The following is a 16,159-nucleotide window of genomic DNA, read 5'->3' as shown; positions in this document are numbered from 1 at the left end:
CCGGGAACGTGACCGGAGCCCGGCGGTCACATCGCGGACGTGCCGTTCGTCATCGGTTCGACCGCCGACACGAGAGGTGACCATGGACGACAGCGACTTCCTGGCCCGGCGCTTCGAAGAACACCGCGGGCACCTGAAGGCGGTGGCCTACCGGATGCTCGGCTCCCTGGCCGAGGCCGACGACGCCGTCCAGGAGGCGTGGCTGCGGCTGGCCCGCTCCGGGTCCGATGACATCGACAACCTCGGCGGCTGGCTGACGACGGTCGTCGGTCGGGTCTGCCTGGACGTGCTGCGCTCACGCCGGCTGCGCCGGGAGGACCCGCTGGGCGACCGCCTGCCCGACCCGGTGGTCACCGACGAGGTCGCCGACCCCGAGCAGCAGGTGCTGATGGCCGACTCGGTCGGGCTGGCGCTGCTGGTGGTGCTCGAATCGCTCAACCCGGCCGAACGGCTGGCGTTCGTGCTGCACGACCTGTTCGGCCTGCCGTTCGAGGAGATCGCCCCGATCCTGGACCGCACGCCGGTCGCGGCCAGGAAGCTGGCCAGCCGGGCCCGGCAACGCGTGCGGGGCGCGGCGCCCGCCCCGGACCCCGACCCGGCCGCTCAACGCCGCGTCGTCGACGCCTTCCTGGCCGCCGCGCGCGGCGGGGATCTCACCGCGCTGCTGGCCGTCCTCGACCCCGACGTCACCCTGCGCGCGGACGGCGGCTCGGCGCTCCCCGGCGGCACGCGGGTCCTGCACGGCGCCGCGGCCGTGGCCGGGCAGCTCGACACGTTCCACCGCATGGCGACCCTCGCGACCACGCGCCCCGCGCTGGTCAACGGCACGGCCGGGCTGGTCAACACGGTCGACGGCGAGCTGTTCTCGATCATGGGCTTCACCGTGGCCGACGAGCGGATCGTCGAGATCGACATCCTCTCCGACCCCGACCGGCTGGCCCGCCTGGACATCGCCGTCGACGGTCCGGAGCGCTGACGCCCGACGGCCCGTCCGGGGCAGGACGGGCCGTCGGGTGGGGAGGAGCACGGTGGCTGGGCGGCAGCCGCCGTGCCCGGGGTCTAGGCGTTGGTGAGGAACTTCTCCAGCTGCTCCACGACGAACGCGTGGTCCTCGGCCTGGGGCAGGCCGGACACGCCGACCGTGCCGACCAGGCCGACGCCGGCCACGTTCACCGGGAACACGCCGCCGTGCGCGGCGTAGCGGTCGGGGTCGAGCCGGGAGTCGACGTCGAACGACTTGCCGCTCGCCCGGAAGCTCTCGCCGACCCGGTAGGAGCTCTGCCCGTAGCGGTCCACCACGCGGCTCTTGCGGTCGATCCACTCGTCGTTGTCGGCCGACGTGCCGGGCAGCGCCGCGTGGAACAGGCGCTGCTGCCCCCGCCGCACCGAGATCGTCACCGGCAGCGCCCGTTCGCGGGCGGCGTCCAGCAGGAACGCGCCCAGCGCCAGCGCCACCTCGTTGTCGAACGACGTGAACACCAGCCGGGACTCCTGCTCGACCAACGTCTCCAGCAAGCTCACAGCGACACCACCTGTCCGGTCCGGGCGGAGGCGAACGCCGCCTCGATGACGTCCAGCGCGCGCACGGCGGACTCCGGCTCGACCGGCAGCGGGCCGCCGTCGGTCAGCGCGGTGACCAGCAGCCGGTAGAACTCGGAGTAGGCGCCGGGCAGGCCGACGACCTCCTCCGCGCCGTCCAGCAATCCCAGCCGGCCATTTGTCGACAAATCTTCAAACGGCTTGCCGGCGGCCAGTGCGTCCTCCTGGCGGTCGAGGCCGTGCGAGACGTACGCGCCGGTCGAGCCCAGCACGCGGAACCGCGGCCCGTGGTCCGGCGCGGCGGAACTGGCCCAAAGGTGTGAACGCACCCCGTCCACGTGGGTCAACGCCACGAAGACGTCGTCGTCCACCTCGACGCCGGGCCGCCGCAGGTCCACCTCCGCGTACACGGTCGACACCGGGCCGAACAGCTCCAACGCCTGGTCGACGAGGTGCGCGCCCAGGTCGTACAGCAGCCCGCCCGCCTCTTCGGGCGCGCCGAACTCGCGCCAGTTGTCCCACACGTCCGGCGTCCACCGCTCGAACCGCGACTCGAACCGCGTCACCGTGCCCAGCGCGCCGTCCGCCAGCAGTGACCGGAGCGTGCGGAAGTCGCTGTCCCACCGCCGGTTCTGGAACACGGTCAGCGGCACGCCCCGGTCCTTCGCCGCCTGGATCACCCGCCGCGCGTCGGCTGCCGTGGGCGCGAACGGCTTGTCCACCACGACCGCCATGCCCGCCTCGACCGCCGCCAGCGCCAGCGGCACGTGCGTGCGGTTCGGGGTGGCGACCACGACCACGTCCAGGTCGAGCGCGAACAGCTCCTCGACCGTGCGCGGCAGCGGGACGCCGGGGTAGGTGGCCTCGGCGTGCGCCCGGCGGGTCGCGTCCGAGGTGACGACGGCGCTCAGCTCGAGGTCGGGGTTCGCCGCGATCAGCGGTGCGTGGAACACGCGGCCGGCGATGCCGTAGCCGAGCAGTCCGGTGCGGAGAGACATGGCAGTGATTAAAGCAACGGCGTGTAGTAAAAAGCCAGGTGCGATGATGGACCCGTGGCCAACTTGCGCTTCCTGCGGGGGTACAACGACGCGGTGGTGCTCGGGCTGGCCAGGTCCGGGGCGGTGACCAGGGTCGAGCTGGCCGACCGCAGCGGGCTGACGCCGCAGGCGGTGTCCAAAGTGGTGAGCAGGCTCATCGACGACGGCCTGCTGGTCGAGTCCGGCACCCGCAACGTCGGCGTCGGCAAGCCGCGCACCCTGCTCAAGCTCGTCGCCGACAGCAGGCTCGCGCTCGGCGCCCAGGTCGAGCGCGACGAGCTGCGCGTCGTGCTGACCGACCTCGCCGGCACCGTGCTGGACCGCGCGGTCGCGCCGCTGCCCCGCGACTTCGACCCGCCGACGTTCGTCGCGGAGCTGAACCGGCTGGTCGACGGCCTGCGCAGCGAACGGCTCCTCGGCGTCGGCATCGGGTTCGTCGGCCCCCTCGACCACCGCACGGGCGTGGTCCACTACCCGACGGGGCTGAGCGAGTGGCACGACGTGCCGCTGCGCGCGTTGGCCGAACGACGGCTCGGCCTGCCGGTCGTGCTCGACAAGGACACCAACACGGCGGTCGTGGCCGAGGCGTGGCGGCGCGGCGAGGAGCTGCGCGACGCGGTGCTCGTGCTCGTCGGCACCGGGCTCGGCATCGGCATGCTGCTCGACGGCCGCGTGCACCGGGGCGTGCGCACCAACGCGGGGGAGTACGGGCACACCACCCTCCAGCTCGACGGCCCACCGTGCGTCTGCGGGCGCAGCGGGTGCATCGAGGCCCTGCACAACCTCGCCGCCGCCCGCGGCGACCTGGTCGAGGCGACGTCCATCGTGGGGGTGGCGGTGGCCGACCTGGTGCAGCTCCTCGACATCGACCACGTGGTGCTCGCCGGTCGCGCCGTGCTCGCCGAACCGGCCGCCTACCTGGACGGCGTGCGCGCCAGGCTGCCCAAGGACGAGTGGCTGCCGGTGGACGTGTCGATCACCCCGCTGGGTGATGACGTGGTCGCCGCGGGTGCGGCGATGCTCCTGCTGAGCGAGTTCTACGGCCGTCCTCGCTGACCGGAGCCGGCCGGATTTGGACATGCCCTGCTCACGGGCACCCGTGCGGGTGATTCACTGTGCGGCATGTATGCGCTCCGGTACGCCGTCGGCACCGACCCCGGCCTGCGCCGTGAAGCGAACGAGGACTCCGTGTACTTCAGCGAACGCCTGTTCGCCGTCGCCGACGGCATGGGCGGGCACGCGTACGGCGAAGTGGCGAGTTCGATCGCGGTGGCGGTGCTGGCCGACCTCGACGTCGACGCCGACGACCCGCTCGGCGAGCTGGCCGGCGCGGCGCGGGAGATCGCCATCCGGCTGACCGACCTGGCCGAGGAGAACTTCGACATGCGCGGCATGGGCACCACGCTCACCGCGCTGTTGTGGGACGGCGAGCGGTTCGCGGTCGGGCACATCGGCGACTCGCGCTGCTACGTCGTCCGCGAGGGCGAGCTGACCCAGGTCACCCGCGACCACACCATGGTGCAGGCGCTGGTGGACGACGGGCGGATGGCCGCCGAGCAGGCCGCCGAGCACCCCGGCCGGTCCATGCTCATGCGCGCGTTGCAGGCGGGCAGCGCGCACGACCCGGACCTGTTCTTCCAGGACGTCGAAGCGGGCGACCGGTACCTGATCTGCTCGGACGGGCTGTCGGACGTGATGGGCACGGCGGAGATCGCCGAGCTGCTGACCGCGTCCGCGGACGGTGACGAGACCGTGCGGACGTTGATCGAGGCGGCCAACGCGCGCGGGGGGCCGGACAACATCACCTGCGTCGTGGTGGACGTGCTGCCGGCGGGCAACTCGTCGTGGCTGCCGAAGTGGCTCACGAGTTGAGGCGCTGACGCGTTAAGGCGCTGACACGCCGAGGAGGTCGCGCAGCGCCGCTTCGCCGGTCGGCGTGAGGCGCACGGCGCGGCCCGTGCCGACCCCGCGCACCCAGTCGCGGTCGTGCAGCTGGGCGCACACGTGCGCGCCCGCCGTGCCCGCGAGGTGGGAGCGGCGCTCGGTCCAGTCCAGGCACGCCTTGGCCAGCGGTCGGCGGGTGGCCGGCGGGGTGAACGCCAGCTCGTGCTCGAGCCACGTGAGGCCGTCGTCGGTGAGGGCGAGGTCTTCGGTGAGCAGGCCGCGGTCCGCCATGGCGTCGGTGATGGCCACGCCGAGGCGTCCGGCCAGGTGGTCGTAGCACGTCCGACCGCGGCGCAGCGCCTGGTTGGCGGCGGACGCGCGGAGCGTGCGGGCAGGCGGGTCGGTGGGGCCCAGGTAGGCGAGCAGGTCTTCGAGCAGCCTGGCCTGCTTCGGGCCGGCCAGTTGGACGTAGCGGTGGCGGCCCTGGCGGCGTTCGGCCAGGAGACCGGCCTGGACCAGGCGGGTCAGGTGCTCGCTGGCCGTGGAGGGCGCCACGTCGGCGGCCGCGGCCAGTTCACTCGACGTCCAGGCGCGGCCGTCCATGAGCGCGAGCAGGAAGCGGGCGCGGCTGCGGTCGGCCAGCAACGCGGCCAGGTTCGCCAGTTCGTCGGCTGCCATGGGTGCCATTGTGCGCTCGTGACGGTTCGGCGGCGGCCGAAGTGATGGCGGCTTACGTTGGCGGGCATGAGCGAGCTGTGGGATTCGTCTTACGTCGTGCCGTCCGTGCCACCGGCTTCGGCGGGGGTGGCTTGGCTGCGGGCCGGTGTGGCGCGGTTCAGCGAGGGTGCGGACCACGTGCGGCGGCGGGCGTCGGTCGAGCGGGCGCTGTCCACTGTGGATCTCAGGGCGCTGCGGCGGGCGGGTGAGCCGGTGGCGGTGCTGGCGGAGGCGTTGGGGCTGCCGCGGTCGGTCGCGTCGGACGTCGCCGTGGTGGCCTCGTGCTACCAGCCGCACGTTGAGGTGACCGTCGAGGCCGACGAGGCGGTGGCACGGCTGGTCGCGGCGTGCGGTGGGGCGTGGGACGAGGAGACGGCCAACCTGATCGGGGTGCTGGTGCAGGCGTCCGGGGCGACCCGGGCGTTGATCGCCGGGGTCGAGCCGCCGGTGCCGGTGACGCGGCGGGTCGCGCCGGACGGGTCGGTGGTGGAGGTGGACCTGCGTGAGGCGTGGTTCGGGGGCGGGCGGCACGGGTGCCCGGGGCAGGCGCACGCGTTGGCGCTGGTGGAGGGCTCGCGGGCGTTCCACCGGATGCACGAGGACTTCCTGGTGCTGCCGAACGCGTGGGACTTCGCGTCGGCGGCGGCTTTCGTGCGGGCCGGGTTCGGGGCGGTGGGCACGACCAGCCTCGGTGTGGCGGTGGCGCACGGGCTGCCGGACGCGGCGGGGGTGGCGCGGGCGGAGACGGTGGCGTTGGCGCGGCTGCTCGTGCGGCTGCCCGTGCCGGTGACGGTGGACGTGGAGGCGGGGTTCGGCGGTGACGTCGGCGCGTTGGCGGCGGAGCTGTGGGAGATCGGTGTCGCGGGCGTGAACGTGGAGGACGGGCGTGGGACGGGCTTGGCGGACCCGGCCGACCACGCGCGGATCGTGCGGGCGTTCAAGGAGGCCGCGCCGGGCCTGTTCGTCAACGCGCGCGTGGACACCCACTGGCTGGGCGTCGACCGTGCGTCGACGCTCGCCCGTGCCCGGGCTTACGTGGACGCCGGCGCGGACGGCATCTTCATCCCGGGCCTCGACCAGGAGCCGGACATCGCCGCCGCCGTCGCCGCCGTCCCGGTCCCCCTGAACACCCTGCCCTCGCTGCCCACCGACACCCTCCGCAACCTGGGCGTCCGCCGCGTGAGCACCGGCTCGCTCCCGTTCCGCGCCGCCCTGGCCGAAGCCGTCCGCACCGCCTCCGCCGTCCGCTCCGGCACCCCTCTCCCCACCAACCTCCCCACCTACCCCGAAACCACCTCCCTATCCACCCCGTGACAAACGCGCGTGTCGAACCTTCAGGTCGCGCGTGTCGAACGCTCAGGACCCCCGAATTCAACGCTCAGGGACGAGCGGCCCTGACCTGAATGTTGAACTCGGGGGTCCTGAAGGTTCGACACGCGCGCTCTGGAGGTTCGACACGCGCGACTTGAAGGTTCGACACGCGCGCTCTGGAGGTTCGACACGCGCGAGGTCAGGAGGGGTTGGTGGCGTGGGTCAGGGTTTCCCAGGCGACGAACAGGCGGTCGGTGGAGGCGGGGCGTTGGCGTTCGGTCAGGGTTTGGGTGTTGGTCATGGCGATGCCCAGGCGGGTGTGCAGGGCGTTGAACGCCACCTCGGTGGTCGGGCCGAGGGATTGGGTGCGGGTGCCGTTGCAGAGCCAGGTGGGCATCGGCTCCAGCTGGTACTTCGAGTGCAGGCCGTAGGCGTGACGCAGGCGTTCACGGACCTCGCCCCACAGGTCCTGGCCCTGGTGGTGCGCGGTCTCGGCGATGTGCGCGGCGGCGGCCAGGCCGAAGCCGGTGTGCGCGAAGTCGCGGCACGTTTCCTGCGACAGCCCGTTCACGAACGTGGTCTGCCCGTACCAGTACTGGACGATCTCGTCACGCGTGTCGATGCCGCTGCCAGGAGGCGTGCGCGGCAGCGCGCCGTCCGACGTCAGGTAGACGTACGCGGGCATCCGGGTGCGGAAGATCGACACGGCCTTGTCGTACACCGCCCGGTCCTCCAGGAACACCGAGATCCCGAGCGTCGCCTCCATCATGGACAGTTCCCAGTTGCCGTTCGTCGACGCACGCCCGTTGACGATCTCCGGCAGGTAGACGTCGCGCAGCATGGTCGCGAACCGGCCCGCGTTCGGCCAGTTGCCGCGCACGTGCTTGATGATCTCCGCCGCACGCGGCCACGACGAGCCCGCCCACGCGGTCTGCAGCGCCGCGTTGGTGTTGGTGTGGTCGCGGATCGTCGCCGACCACGCGTCCATGATCTCGATCGCCTTCGCCGCGTAGCGGTTGTCCCGCGTCACGTACCACGCCAACGACATCGTGTACGCGGCCAACGCGTCCTCGCGCTCGTCCGTGCACCCGTAGTTGGGGTTGGAGTACGACCCGCACTCCACCACCGCACGCGGTTTCGGCACGCGTGACAGCGAGGCGAACGGGTGCGCCATCATCTGGTCGTACGCGCCGCGCCACGGCTGCGCGCCCGCGTTCACCTTCGCCCGCACGAAGTCCAGTTGCCCCTTGCTCACCAACACCCCGGGGTGGGTGAACGTGGCGGGCGCCGCCGAAGCCTGCGCCGGCACCACCACCAAGCCGACCACGCTGACCGCCACCACCGCGGCGGATAAGACCGATTTACCGACCATGCCACGAGCTTGTTTGGTCTTTACCACGTCCGTCAACCGGGTTCACGGTGGTGAAACGACCACGTCGTCCGCTTCCGGCCGGGAGCGCGACCGGCCGGAAAGCGGCAGCAACAACGCCGGCACGAGCACCAGAAGAGCCACCGCGACCACACCGCCGAACACCCAAGCCCCGTACACGGCGAACGAGAACACCTCGCTGCCCAGCCCCGCCACCGACGTCACGGTCGCCCGCGCGTCACCGGTGATCCGCGACTGCAACCGCGCCTCCGCGCTCACCCACACCAGCCGGTACACGCCGTAGAACACCGCCACGCCCGCGAGCCCGAACGGGTGCGCGACCACGCCCATCACACCCAGCAGCACGGCCGAACCACCCAGCAGCACGCCCAACGGCAGCCGCGTGCCGCCCAACGCCGCCCCCCCCCGCACCGGCCAACGGGATCGCCAACGTCGCCAGCGGCACGAGCGCGACCGGCACGCCCCAGTCCTGCGCGATCAGCGGGAAGTACTCCTCGAACGCGTCCACCGCCGCCAGCATCGCCACCACCAGCACCGCGAGCCGCACGTCCACCGCGCGCACGGTCTCCGCCAGCCCGGACCGCAACAGGGCCAGGTAGCCCGAGGATTCCGGTCGCGGTGTCTCCGGCAGCCGGGTCGCCACCAGGGCCGCGCCCAGGCACGTCGCCACGCTCACCCACCCTACGAGCGCGAACCCGCCAGCCGAGAAAAGCACCACCGCCAGCAACGCGGCCGGCAGCTGCGCCAGCAGGCCGACCGCCGTGACGCGACCGAGCACGCGCCCGAAGTGCGACGAGGCGCCGACCGCCGCCAACCCGTCGTGCAGCAGCGCTTCCACCGCGCCGGACGACATCGCGCCGCCGACGCCCCACAGCACGAAACCCACCGCGAAGCCGGTGAAGCCGGGCAGCGCGGTCCACAGCGCGTACCCGGCCGCCTGGCACACGCCGGCGCCGACGACGGACCACTTCCGCGAGAACCGGTCCGCGAACGCGCCGAAGGGCACCTCCGCCACGACCGCGACCGTCGACCAGATCGCGAACAGCGCGGAGACCTGGGCGTCCGACAACCCGGTGGACACGAACAGCAGCGCGTACAGCGGGTAGATCGGCACGGTGTCGGCCAGCACCGCCCAACCCACCGCGAGGCGGGCCAGCGGCCGAGCCGGGGGCGGTACGGGGCGTCAACCAAAGCGCATGGCTGGAGGCTAACCCGCACCCGGCTCGGCCGTCGTGCCCATTTCAGCCGGCCACGACTAACCGGCCACCGCTATCCCGCCACCGACGACGATTCCGGCGCCGGCTCGCCGGACTTCCGACGCCGCGACCGCGCGCTCAGCACCGCGTCGACCACCAGGAACGCCAGCAGGCTCAGCCCGAGCAGCGGGATGAACCAGCCGACGCCTGCGGCCACCACCAGCAAGACCACGAGCTGCGCCCGCGGCACCTTCCGCCACTGCCCGCGCGGCACCGGGCGGCCGAAGCCGAGGGTCGGGCGGCGCAGCCACCAGATCCGGTAGCCCAGGACCACCAACGTCACCAGGCCGAGCCCGATGGCCAGCAGCAGGAGCTGGTTGGCCCAGCCGAACAGCACGCCCATGTGCAGGTCGATGCCCCACCGGGTCAACTTGGCCGCGAGCGGGTAGTCGGCGAACCGCACCTGGTCGACCACCTGCCCGCCCGAGATGGCGACCGCGTCCACCTGCGTGGGCCAGGCGCGGTTGATCTCGGTGACGTTCCACGCCATGCCGGCCATGGGCGGCACGGTGATCTCGATGAGCCCGGCGTCGATGCCCGCGGAACGGGCGTGGGTCAGCACGGAGTCGACCTCGCCGGGCATCACCGGGATGGGGTCGGACATGTCGTGCCCGGCGTGGTCGCCGCCGCCCTTCAGCGCCGGCGTGCTCCAGTCGAGCGCTTGCCGCAGGGAAGCGACGTTCTCACCGGCGTAGGCCGACCAGGTCAGCCCGGTCGCGGACAGGAACAGCGCGCCCACCAGCACGGACAGGCCGACGGTGGCGTGCTTGCGGGTGGTGGGCTTGGTGCGCTGGGTCCGGCGGCGGCTGAACCACAGGAACAAGCCGCCCAGCGCCACCACCCACAGCCAGGACGCGGCCAGCTCGCTGTAGAGCCGGCCGGGTTCGCCGAGCAGCAGGTTGCGGTGGAGCTGGTCGATCGTGGTGCGCAGCGGCAGCACGCCGCTGGTGCCGTAGGTCATCAGCTCGCCGACCACGGCGCCGTCGGCGGGGTTCACGAACACGGTCGGCCGCGCGTCGCCGTCGGACGCGAACAGCACGCGGGTCGTCGCGCCGGGCTCGGGCGCGGGTCGGATGGCGACCAGGTCGTCGCCGGGTCGCGTGGCCACGGCGGCTTTCACCTGCTGCGACAACGGCACGGACGACGTCGACTCGGGCACGCGCAGGTGGTCCGCGTAGACCCACGACTCCAACTGCGGTGTCGCGGCGTACAGGACGCCGGTGAGAGCGGCGATCAACACGAACGGGCCGACGAGCACGCCCGCGTAGAAGTGGAAGCGCAGCACGAGGCCGCGCCAGGACTCGGTCATGGCGAGAACTCCTGGGTATGGGGGGATGCCACCGGTCCCGGCGGGCGGGACGGTGGTGGGGAGGTGCGGCTACCTAGGAGTGGGGCGGGCCGCGACGGGGCAGCGTGCGGCGGCGCAGCACCTCGGACAGGGGCTGCCGCGGGTGCGCGGCGATCGGGATGCGCAGCGGCGCGAACGCGGGCGGCGCGCTCAGCCGGCGCGGCAGCACGGCCGCGATGGCGGCGGCCAGCCGGAACACGGCCTGCTCGAAGCCCGTCAGGGCCGCGACGACGACCGCCGTCGCCACGACGTGGGTCAGCAGCATCGACGGCGAGGGCAACATCTCGCGCGGATGCCGCGACAGCACGGCGAGGAACACATGCGCGGCTACCTGGACCACGCCGACCAGGCCGAGCAGTTCGGGGAACCCGAGTTGCCGGTCGGTCAGCGGCACGCACGTCCACGCGATGGCCAGCGCGAACACCAGCACGTGCGGCAGGGACGGCAGGTGGCCGCCGCCGCTCGCGTGGGCGAGCACGGCCAGCAGGCCGGTGGACAGCCCGACCGCGCCGCAGCGCACGACGCGCGCGGCGCCTCGGGTCGGGGCCGGTGCCACGCTTCCGCAGCGTAGCGGCCACGTCCAGGGCGGAAGGAGGATTGATTCCCGGTGCGCCGACGGGTTCGCCGGACTCCGTTGTCCGAACGACCCCTGTTCGTCGTTATCCGCACAAGTCGGGTGGAATGTTTTCCGATGTCACGTGGAATGCGCCGGTCAGTTGTAGGGCATTCCGCCGAACGGGCTGGTGGCGAGGTCCGCGGCGGTCGTGAAGACGGCGACCAGCAGGGCGGCGATGAGCACTCGGGCGATTCGCATGCGTTCTCCAGTCGACGGGAACGGGGAATTCCGGCGATCACCGTGGCAGCAGCAGGAGGGACGCGGAGCGGAATCGGCGTGAACAAACGGCTAACTGGTTGACGATCACGTTAATTGGCGAACAATGTAACATCTTGTTAACCTCCCGTTTGCGCCGTATTCTCATGGTGTGCGTGCCGTCACCCTGCGTCTCGCCGGCCGCGAGCGTGAGCTTGGCCGCGTCCTGGCGCTGGTGGACGACCTGTCCCGGGGGCGGGGCACCGCGCTGCTCGTCGAGGGCGAGCCGGGGATCGGCAAGACGGCGCTGGTCCGCGCGGCGTGCGACGTGGCGGCGGCCCGCGGCTTCCGGGTGTGCCGCGGCGCGGGCGACGAGCTCGGCCGCCCCCTCCCGCTGCTGCCCCTGCTGGACGCGCTCGCCGTGGCCCGCTCGGAGAGCGCCGCGGTCACCGCCGAACGCCTGCTGGCGCGCGTCGACGACCTGTGCGCGATCGGCCCGATGGTGCTGGTGCTGGACGATTTGCAGTGGGCGGACGAGGCGAGCGTCGCGGTGTGGCGGCGGCTGGCCGGCCTCGTGCCGCAACTGCCGCTGCTGCTGATCGGCGTGCTGCGGCCGTTGCCGCGCCGGGACGACGTGGCCGCGTTGGGCAAGGGCGTGACCCGGCTGCCGCTGCCGCGCCTCGCGCCGGCCGCCGTGGTGGAGCTGACCGGCCACCTGGCGGGCGGCACGCCCGACGAGGCGTTGGCGCGGCTGGCCGAGGACGCCGGCGGCAACCCGCTCTACCTGGTCGAACTGGTCGAGGCGCTGTTGCGGGGCGAGGCGATCGAGACCGACGCCACGGGTACGGCCCGGCTGGTGGACGCGGGCGTGCCGCCGTCGCTGTCGGCCGCGATCGCCGACCGGATCGGGTTCCTCGGCGCGGACGTGCGGCGCGTCCTGGTGGCCGCCGCGCTGCTCGGCGTGGACTTCCCGGTCGCCGACCTGGCCGCCGTGCTCGGCGTGCGCGTGGTGGAGCTGCTGCCCGCGTTGCAGGAGGCGACCGTGGCGGGCGTGCTGGTCGACGGCACGGCCGGCTTGTCGTTCCGGCACCCGTTGGTGCGCACCGCGTTGTACGACGAGGTGCCCGAGGCGGCACGGGCCGCGTGGCACGGCGAGGCGGCGCGGGCGTTGGCCGACACGGGCGCGGGCGTGGACCGGGTGACCCGGCAGCTGCTCGCCGCCGACGACCGGATGCCCGACTGGGTGGTGGACTGGCTCGTCGCGCACGGCTCGATGCTCGTCGCGCACGCACCCGAGGCCGCCGTCGACCTGTTCGGCCGGGTCGTGGTCGCGCCGAACGCGGGCGGCCGGCGCGGCGTGCTGCTGGCGCACCTGGCCGAGGCGCGGTTCCGGCTCGGCGACCACCACGGCGCGGAAGCCGTCGCGCTGGCCGGGCTGGAGCACGGGACGCTCGTCGACCTGCACTGGACGTTGGCGCAGTGCCGCAGCATGACCGGGCGTTCGGCGGAGACGTTGGTGGAGGTGGAGCGCGCGCTCGCGGCGCCGGACGTCACCCCGTCGGACCGGGCGCGGCTGCTCGTGCTGGCCGCTCGGGCGCAGTGGGACGTCGGGAACCTGGACGACGCCGAACGGCTCGCGCAGGCCGCGCTGGTCGGCGGCGACCGGTGGGCCACGAGCTGGGCGCTGCACGTGCGCACGATCGTGGCGATGGCGCGCGGCCGGATGACCGAGGCGCTGCCGCTGTTCGACCGGGCGCTCGCGGTGGCCATGGGCGAGCCGGCGACGTCGGACCTGCGGCTGCTGCTCCAGATCAACCAGGCCGTGACGTTGGGCGAGCTGGACCGCGGCGCGGAGGCGATCGCGTCCGCGCAGGTGGTGCGGCACGCGGCCGACCAGGTCGGCAACCTCGTGCGGCTCGGGCAGGCGCAGAGCGCGCTGGGGCAGTTGCTGCTGGACGCCGGCCGGTGGGACGAGGCGCTGGTCGACGTGGACCTGCTGGCCGACGACCTGAAGCACCCGATGGTGTCGCGGTGCGACCACGGCGTGGCGGCGTTGATCCACCTGCACCGCGGCGACGCGGCGGGCGCGCGACGGCACCTCGACGCGGCGGGGACCGGGCTGGAGGGGCACGTGATCGGGCCGCTGGCGCTGGCCGTGAGCCTGGCGCTGGAGCAGGCCGGACGGGTACGCGAGGCGTGGTCGGTGCTGACCGGGTGGGACTGCGCGGAAGACCTGCTGCCGGACTTCGTGCGGCTGGCCGTCGAGCTGGGCGAGGACGCCTCCGCCGCGGTCGAGCACGCCGAGTCGCTGGCCGCCGGGTCGTCGGCCGCCGAACCGGCCGTGCCGCACCGCCGGGCGTCCGCCGCCTGCTGCCGGGCGCTGGTGTCGGCCGACCCGGTCGGGTTGCTGCACGCGGCCGAGGAGTACCGGGTGGCCGGTCGGCCGCTGTTCCGGGCCAAGGCGTTGTCGGCGGCGGCGGAGCTGTTCGCGTCGGCGGGCGACCGGACGTCGGCGCGGGCGGCGTTGAGCCACGCCGTGGACGTGCACGCGGAACTCGGCGCGGACTGGGACTCGACCCGGCTGCTGGCCCGGTTGCGCGAGCACGGCATCCGGCGCGGCCCGCACGCCAAGCACCGACGGGCCACGCACGGGTGGGAGAGCCTGACGCCGATGGAGCTGAAGGTCACCGAGCTGGTCGTGGCCGGCCTGTCGAACCGGCAGATCGGGGAACGGATGTTCCTGTCCGGTCGCACGGTGGCCACGCACGTGTCACACGTGCTCGCGAAGCTCGGGGTGCGGTCGCGCACCGACATCGCCCGCGAGGGCATCCGGCGCCTGGGCGCGTCCGGCTAGCCGGACGCGCAGCGGCAGCAGGTACCACCAGAAGCAGAACCAGGCGACGATGCCCGCGGTGATCCACACGGCGGGCCACCGGCCGAGGACCACGTCGAGGATCAGCAGCAACGCGGCCGCCAGCGCGAGCTTGAGCAGCACCAGACCTGCCGGCAGGAGGTGGCTCGACGCGCGCACGAGCTGCGTCTTGAGCCGGCGGCGGAACACCAGGCGGTGGAAGGGCGCCGGCGCGATCAGCAGCGCGGTCGAGGTCGCGCCGAGCACGAGGCTGAGCACGTAGACGTCCAGCTGGAAGGTGTTCAGGCTGCCGAACCTCGGGGTGAACGCCAACGTGAGCAGGAACTGTGTCCCCGCATCGTCGCGGAGACATCGGTCGGCCTACGTAGACGCGAGCCCCGGGTAGTTCTCGCGCGCCCACGTGGCGTAGCCGCGCGCCGGACGTCCGAGCACGTCGGCCACGTCGCCGGACAGGAACGAGCCCTCACCGCTGAGCGCCGCCCGCAGACCCTCCGCGTACTCGGCCGGCAACGCCTCCAACGGCAGGTCCACTGTGGACAGGGTGCGGCCGAGGAGTTCCGACAGCACGGCCACCTGCTCGGGCACGTTCAGCAGCTCCGGCCCGGTGAGCGTGTACGTGCGGCCGTGGTGGTCGTCGTCGAGCAGCGCGCGCACCGCCACCTCCGCCAGGTCGCGCGGGTCCACGATGCCGAACCTGGTCGTGCCCATCGGGTTCGGGATCGGCTCGCCCGCGGCGACCTGCGGCACCCACTGCAGCGAGTTCGTCGCGAACATGCTCGGGCGCAGCAACGTCCACACCGGGAACGCGCGGGCCGCCTCCTCGCCGGGCCGGTGCCGCGCGCCGATCGGGCCGACCGGGATCGCGCCCAGCTTCACCACCTTCCGCACGTCCGCGTGCTTCGCCGCGTCGAGCAGCGCCAGGTCGTAGGACGGCGCGTCGGAGGTGCCGGGACCGAGCAGGAACACCGCGTCCACACCCTCCATCGCCCGGTCGAGGGACGCCGGGTCGGTGTGGTCGCCGTGCACCTGGTCGCCGGTCGGCGTGCGCGACATGGCGCGGAACGCGGCACCGCGGTCGGTGAGGAGGCGGACGACTTCACGGCCGGTGGTGCCGGTGGCACCCGTGATCAGCAACATGGGACGAGTCTGCGCGCCGGGGTCCGGGAAGGTCTTGGACGTTTCGGCGGTTGTCGGGTGCGTGGAAGAACGTCTGCGGCCATGGGTCTCCGGGATCGGCGACCAGTCGTTCCGCGGTGGGGAGTTCGTGCACGCGCCGGACACGGCCACCACGCTGGTGGTGTGCACGGCGTCGCGCGGCGCGTTCGTGATCGGCCCGCGCGACCGGGCCCGCTACGTCACCGGGCGTGAGGCCGCGCGGCGGACCGTCGTGCGGTTGGCGCCGGGGCGTGCGCAGGCGGTGCTGGACGTGCCGGTGGACGAGCTGGCCGGCCAGGTCGTGCCGCTGAGCGAGGTGTGGGGCCGGCCGGTGGGTGACGTGGCCGCGTTGCGGTCGGCGCTGCTGAGCCGGGTCGCGTCGACCGACCCGAAGCGGTCGGACCTGGTGCACGCGGCGGCACGGCTGCTGCGGACGCGCGGGGTGGCCGAGACGGCACGCGCGCTGGACGTGAGTGAACGGCACCTGCGCACGTTGTTCACCAAGGCGGTCGGGTTGTCGCCCAAGCAGTACGCGCGGGTCGACCGGGTGCGCCAGGTCGTGGCGCGGGGCGAACGCGGCGGGTGGGCGCGGCTGGCGGCCGAGCTGGGCTACTACGACCAGGCCCACCTGACCCGGGAGTTCCGGGCCACGATGGGCGTCCCTCCCGGCGCGTACGTCGCGGGGAACCTGCCCGAGGCGACCTTCTGCTAGGCCGTGTATCGAAGTCCGCGATCGCGATAGCCGGGGCCGGTGCGGCCCCTGACGCCACCGCCGGAACACCCGAGGACAACCAGTCCGAGGGCGCCCCGGCGGCGGCGCCAGGAACCACACCAACCCT

16 protein-coding genes are annotated in these 16,159 nt (G+C 73.3%); 6 read left to right on the top strand and 10 right to left on the bottom strand.

All coding sequences use genetic code 11. The annotated features are described in order from the left end of the window. Positions 1-82 precede the first annotated feature (82 nt). Positions 83-976 carry an RNA polymerase sigma factor SigJ gene (gene sigJ / locus ADK67_RS44440; protein WP_053722647.1) on the top strand — a complete coding sequence of 298 codons (894 nt, stop codon included), beginning with the start codon at positions 83-85 and terminating at the stop codon, positions 974-976. Positions 977-1,059: 83 nt separating this feature from the next. On the opposite strand, the gene ADK67_RS44435 is transcribed toward sigJ, so the two are convergent. Together ADK67_RS44435 and ADK67_RS44430 are read right to left on the bottom strand one after the other, a co-directional pair. Then, positions 1,060-1,521, bottom strand: a complete 462-nt coding sequence (locus tag ADK67_RS44435) for a heme-degrading domain-containing protein (protein ID WP_053722646.1) — start codon at positions 1,519-1,521, stop codon at positions 1,060-1,062. Continuing rightward, a complete protein-coding gene (locus ADK67_RS44430) occupies positions 1,518-2,537 on the bottom strand; it encodes a Gfo/Idh/MocA family protein (protein ID WP_053722645.1) in 1,020 nt (339 codons plus the stop codon). The genes ADK67_RS44435 and ADK67_RS44430 overlap by 4 nt, the downstream gene beginning before the upstream one ends. Positions 2,538-2,591: 54 nt before the next feature. Between ADK67_RS44430 and ADK67_RS44425 the strand changes: the two genes are divergently transcribed. Together ADK67_RS44425 and ADK67_RS44420 are read left to right on the top strand one after the other, a co-directional pair. Next, a complete protein-coding gene (locus ADK67_RS44425; protein ID WP_053722644.1) occupies positions 2,592-3,632 on the top strand; it encodes an ROK family transcriptional regulator in 1,041 nt (346 codons plus the stop codon). A gap of 66 nt (positions 3,633-3,698) precedes the next feature. Next, positions 3,699-4,448 carry a PP2C family protein-serine/threonine phosphatase gene (locus ADK67_RS44420; protein ID WP_053722643.1) on the top strand — a complete coding sequence of 250 codons (750 nt, stop codon included), beginning with the start codon at positions 3,699-3,701 and terminating at the stop codon, positions 4,446-4,448. 12 nt (positions 4,449-4,460) lie between these two features. Here ADK67_RS44420 and ADK67_RS44415 read toward each other — a convergent pair whose 3' ends face one another. Then, positions 4,461-5,138: an ArsR/SmtB family transcription factor gene (locus ADK67_RS44415; protein ID WP_231648672.1), complete on the bottom strand. Its 678-nt coding sequence runs from the start codon at positions 5,136-5,138 to the stop codon at positions 4,461-4,463. Positions 5,139-5,204: 66 nt separating this feature from the next. Here ADK67_RS44415 and ADK67_RS44410 point away from each other — a divergent pair, with 66 nt between their 5' ends. Continuing rightward, complete coding sequence (locus ADK67_RS44410; protein ID WP_053722641.1) at positions 5,205-6,491, top strand: isocitrate lyase/PEP mutase family protein; 1,287 nt, start codon at positions 5,205-5,207, stop codon at positions 6,489-6,491. A gap of 196 nt (positions 6,492-6,687) precedes the next feature. Here the strand turns inward: ADK67_RS44410 and ADK67_RS44405 are convergent, their stop codons facing one another. The 5 genes from ADK67_RS44405 to ADK67_RS44390 all read right to left on the bottom strand — a co-directional run bounded on the left by ADK67_RS44405 (position 6,688) and on the right by ADK67_RS44390 (position 11,038). Next, positions 6,688-7,860 (bottom strand): alginate lyase family protein, encoded by a 1,173-nt coding sequence (locus ADK67_RS44405; protein WP_053722640.1) that lies wholly within the window; start codon positions 7,858-7,860, stop codon positions 6,688-6,690. 42 nt (positions 7,861-7,902) lie between these two features. Continuing rightward, entirely contained in the window at positions 7,903-8,118 is a 216-nt protein-coding gene (locus ADK67_RS53190) for a hypothetical protein (RefSeq protein WP_197289920.1), read from the bottom strand. Further along, a complete protein-coding gene (locus ADK67_RS44400) occupies positions 8,096-9,007 on the bottom strand; it encodes an MFS transporter (RefSeq protein WP_231648671.1) in 912 nt (303 codons plus the stop codon). The genes ADK67_RS53190 and ADK67_RS44400 overlap by 23 nt, the downstream gene beginning before the upstream one ends. A gap of 140 nt (positions 9,008-9,147) precedes the next feature. Then, positions 9,148-10,443: a PepSY-associated TM helix domain-containing protein gene (locus ADK67_RS44395; protein ID WP_053722639.1), complete on the bottom strand. Its 1,296-nt coding sequence runs from the start codon at positions 10,441-10,443 to the stop codon at positions 9,148-9,150. A gap of 73 nt (positions 10,444-10,516) precedes the next feature. After that, positions 10,517-11,038: a hypothetical protein gene (locus ADK67_RS44390; RefSeq protein ID WP_053722638.1), complete on the bottom strand. Its 522-nt coding sequence runs from the start codon at positions 11,036-11,038 to the stop codon at positions 10,517-10,519. A gap of 427 nt (positions 11,039-11,465) precedes the next feature. Here ADK67_RS44390 and ADK67_RS44385 point away from each other — a divergent pair, with 427 nt between their 5' ends. Beyond that, positions 11,466-14,147, top strand: a complete 2,682-nt coding sequence (locus ADK67_RS44385) for an ATP-binding protein (RefSeq protein ID WP_053722637.1) — start codon at positions 11,466-11,468, stop codon at positions 14,145-14,147. On the opposite strand, the gene ADK67_RS44380 is transcribed toward ADK67_RS44385, so the two are convergent. Continuing rightward, positions 14,064-14,486: a DUF6328 family protein gene (locus tag ADK67_RS44380; protein WP_269436178.1), complete on the bottom strand. Its 423-nt coding sequence runs from the start codon at positions 14,484-14,486 to the stop codon at positions 14,064-14,066. The genes ADK67_RS44385 and ADK67_RS44380 overlap by 84 nt on opposite strands. A gap of 39 nt (positions 14,487-14,525) precedes the next feature. Further along, positions 14,526-15,302: an NAD(P)H-binding protein gene (locus ADK67_RS44375; RefSeq protein WP_053722635.1), complete on the bottom strand. Its 777-nt coding sequence runs from the start codon at positions 15,300-15,302 to the stop codon at positions 14,526-14,528. A gap of 61 nt (positions 15,303-15,363) precedes the next feature. Here ADK67_RS44375 and ADK67_RS44370 point away from each other — a divergent pair, with 61 nt between their 5' ends. Continuing rightward, positions 15,364-16,032, top strand: coding sequence for a helix-turn-helix domain-containing protein (locus tag ADK67_RS44370; protein WP_063797935.1), 669 nt, complete (start codon positions 15,364-15,366; stop codon positions 16,030-16,032). Positions 16,033-16,159: the final 127 nt, after the last annotated feature.

The sequence above is a fragment of the Saccharothrix sp. NRRL B-16348 genome (assembly GCF_001280085.1).
GTDB lineage: Bacteria > Actinomycetota > Actinomycetes > Mycobacteriales > Pseudonocardiaceae > Actinosynnema.
This window is presented reverse-complemented; position numbering and strand designations above follow the sequence as displayed.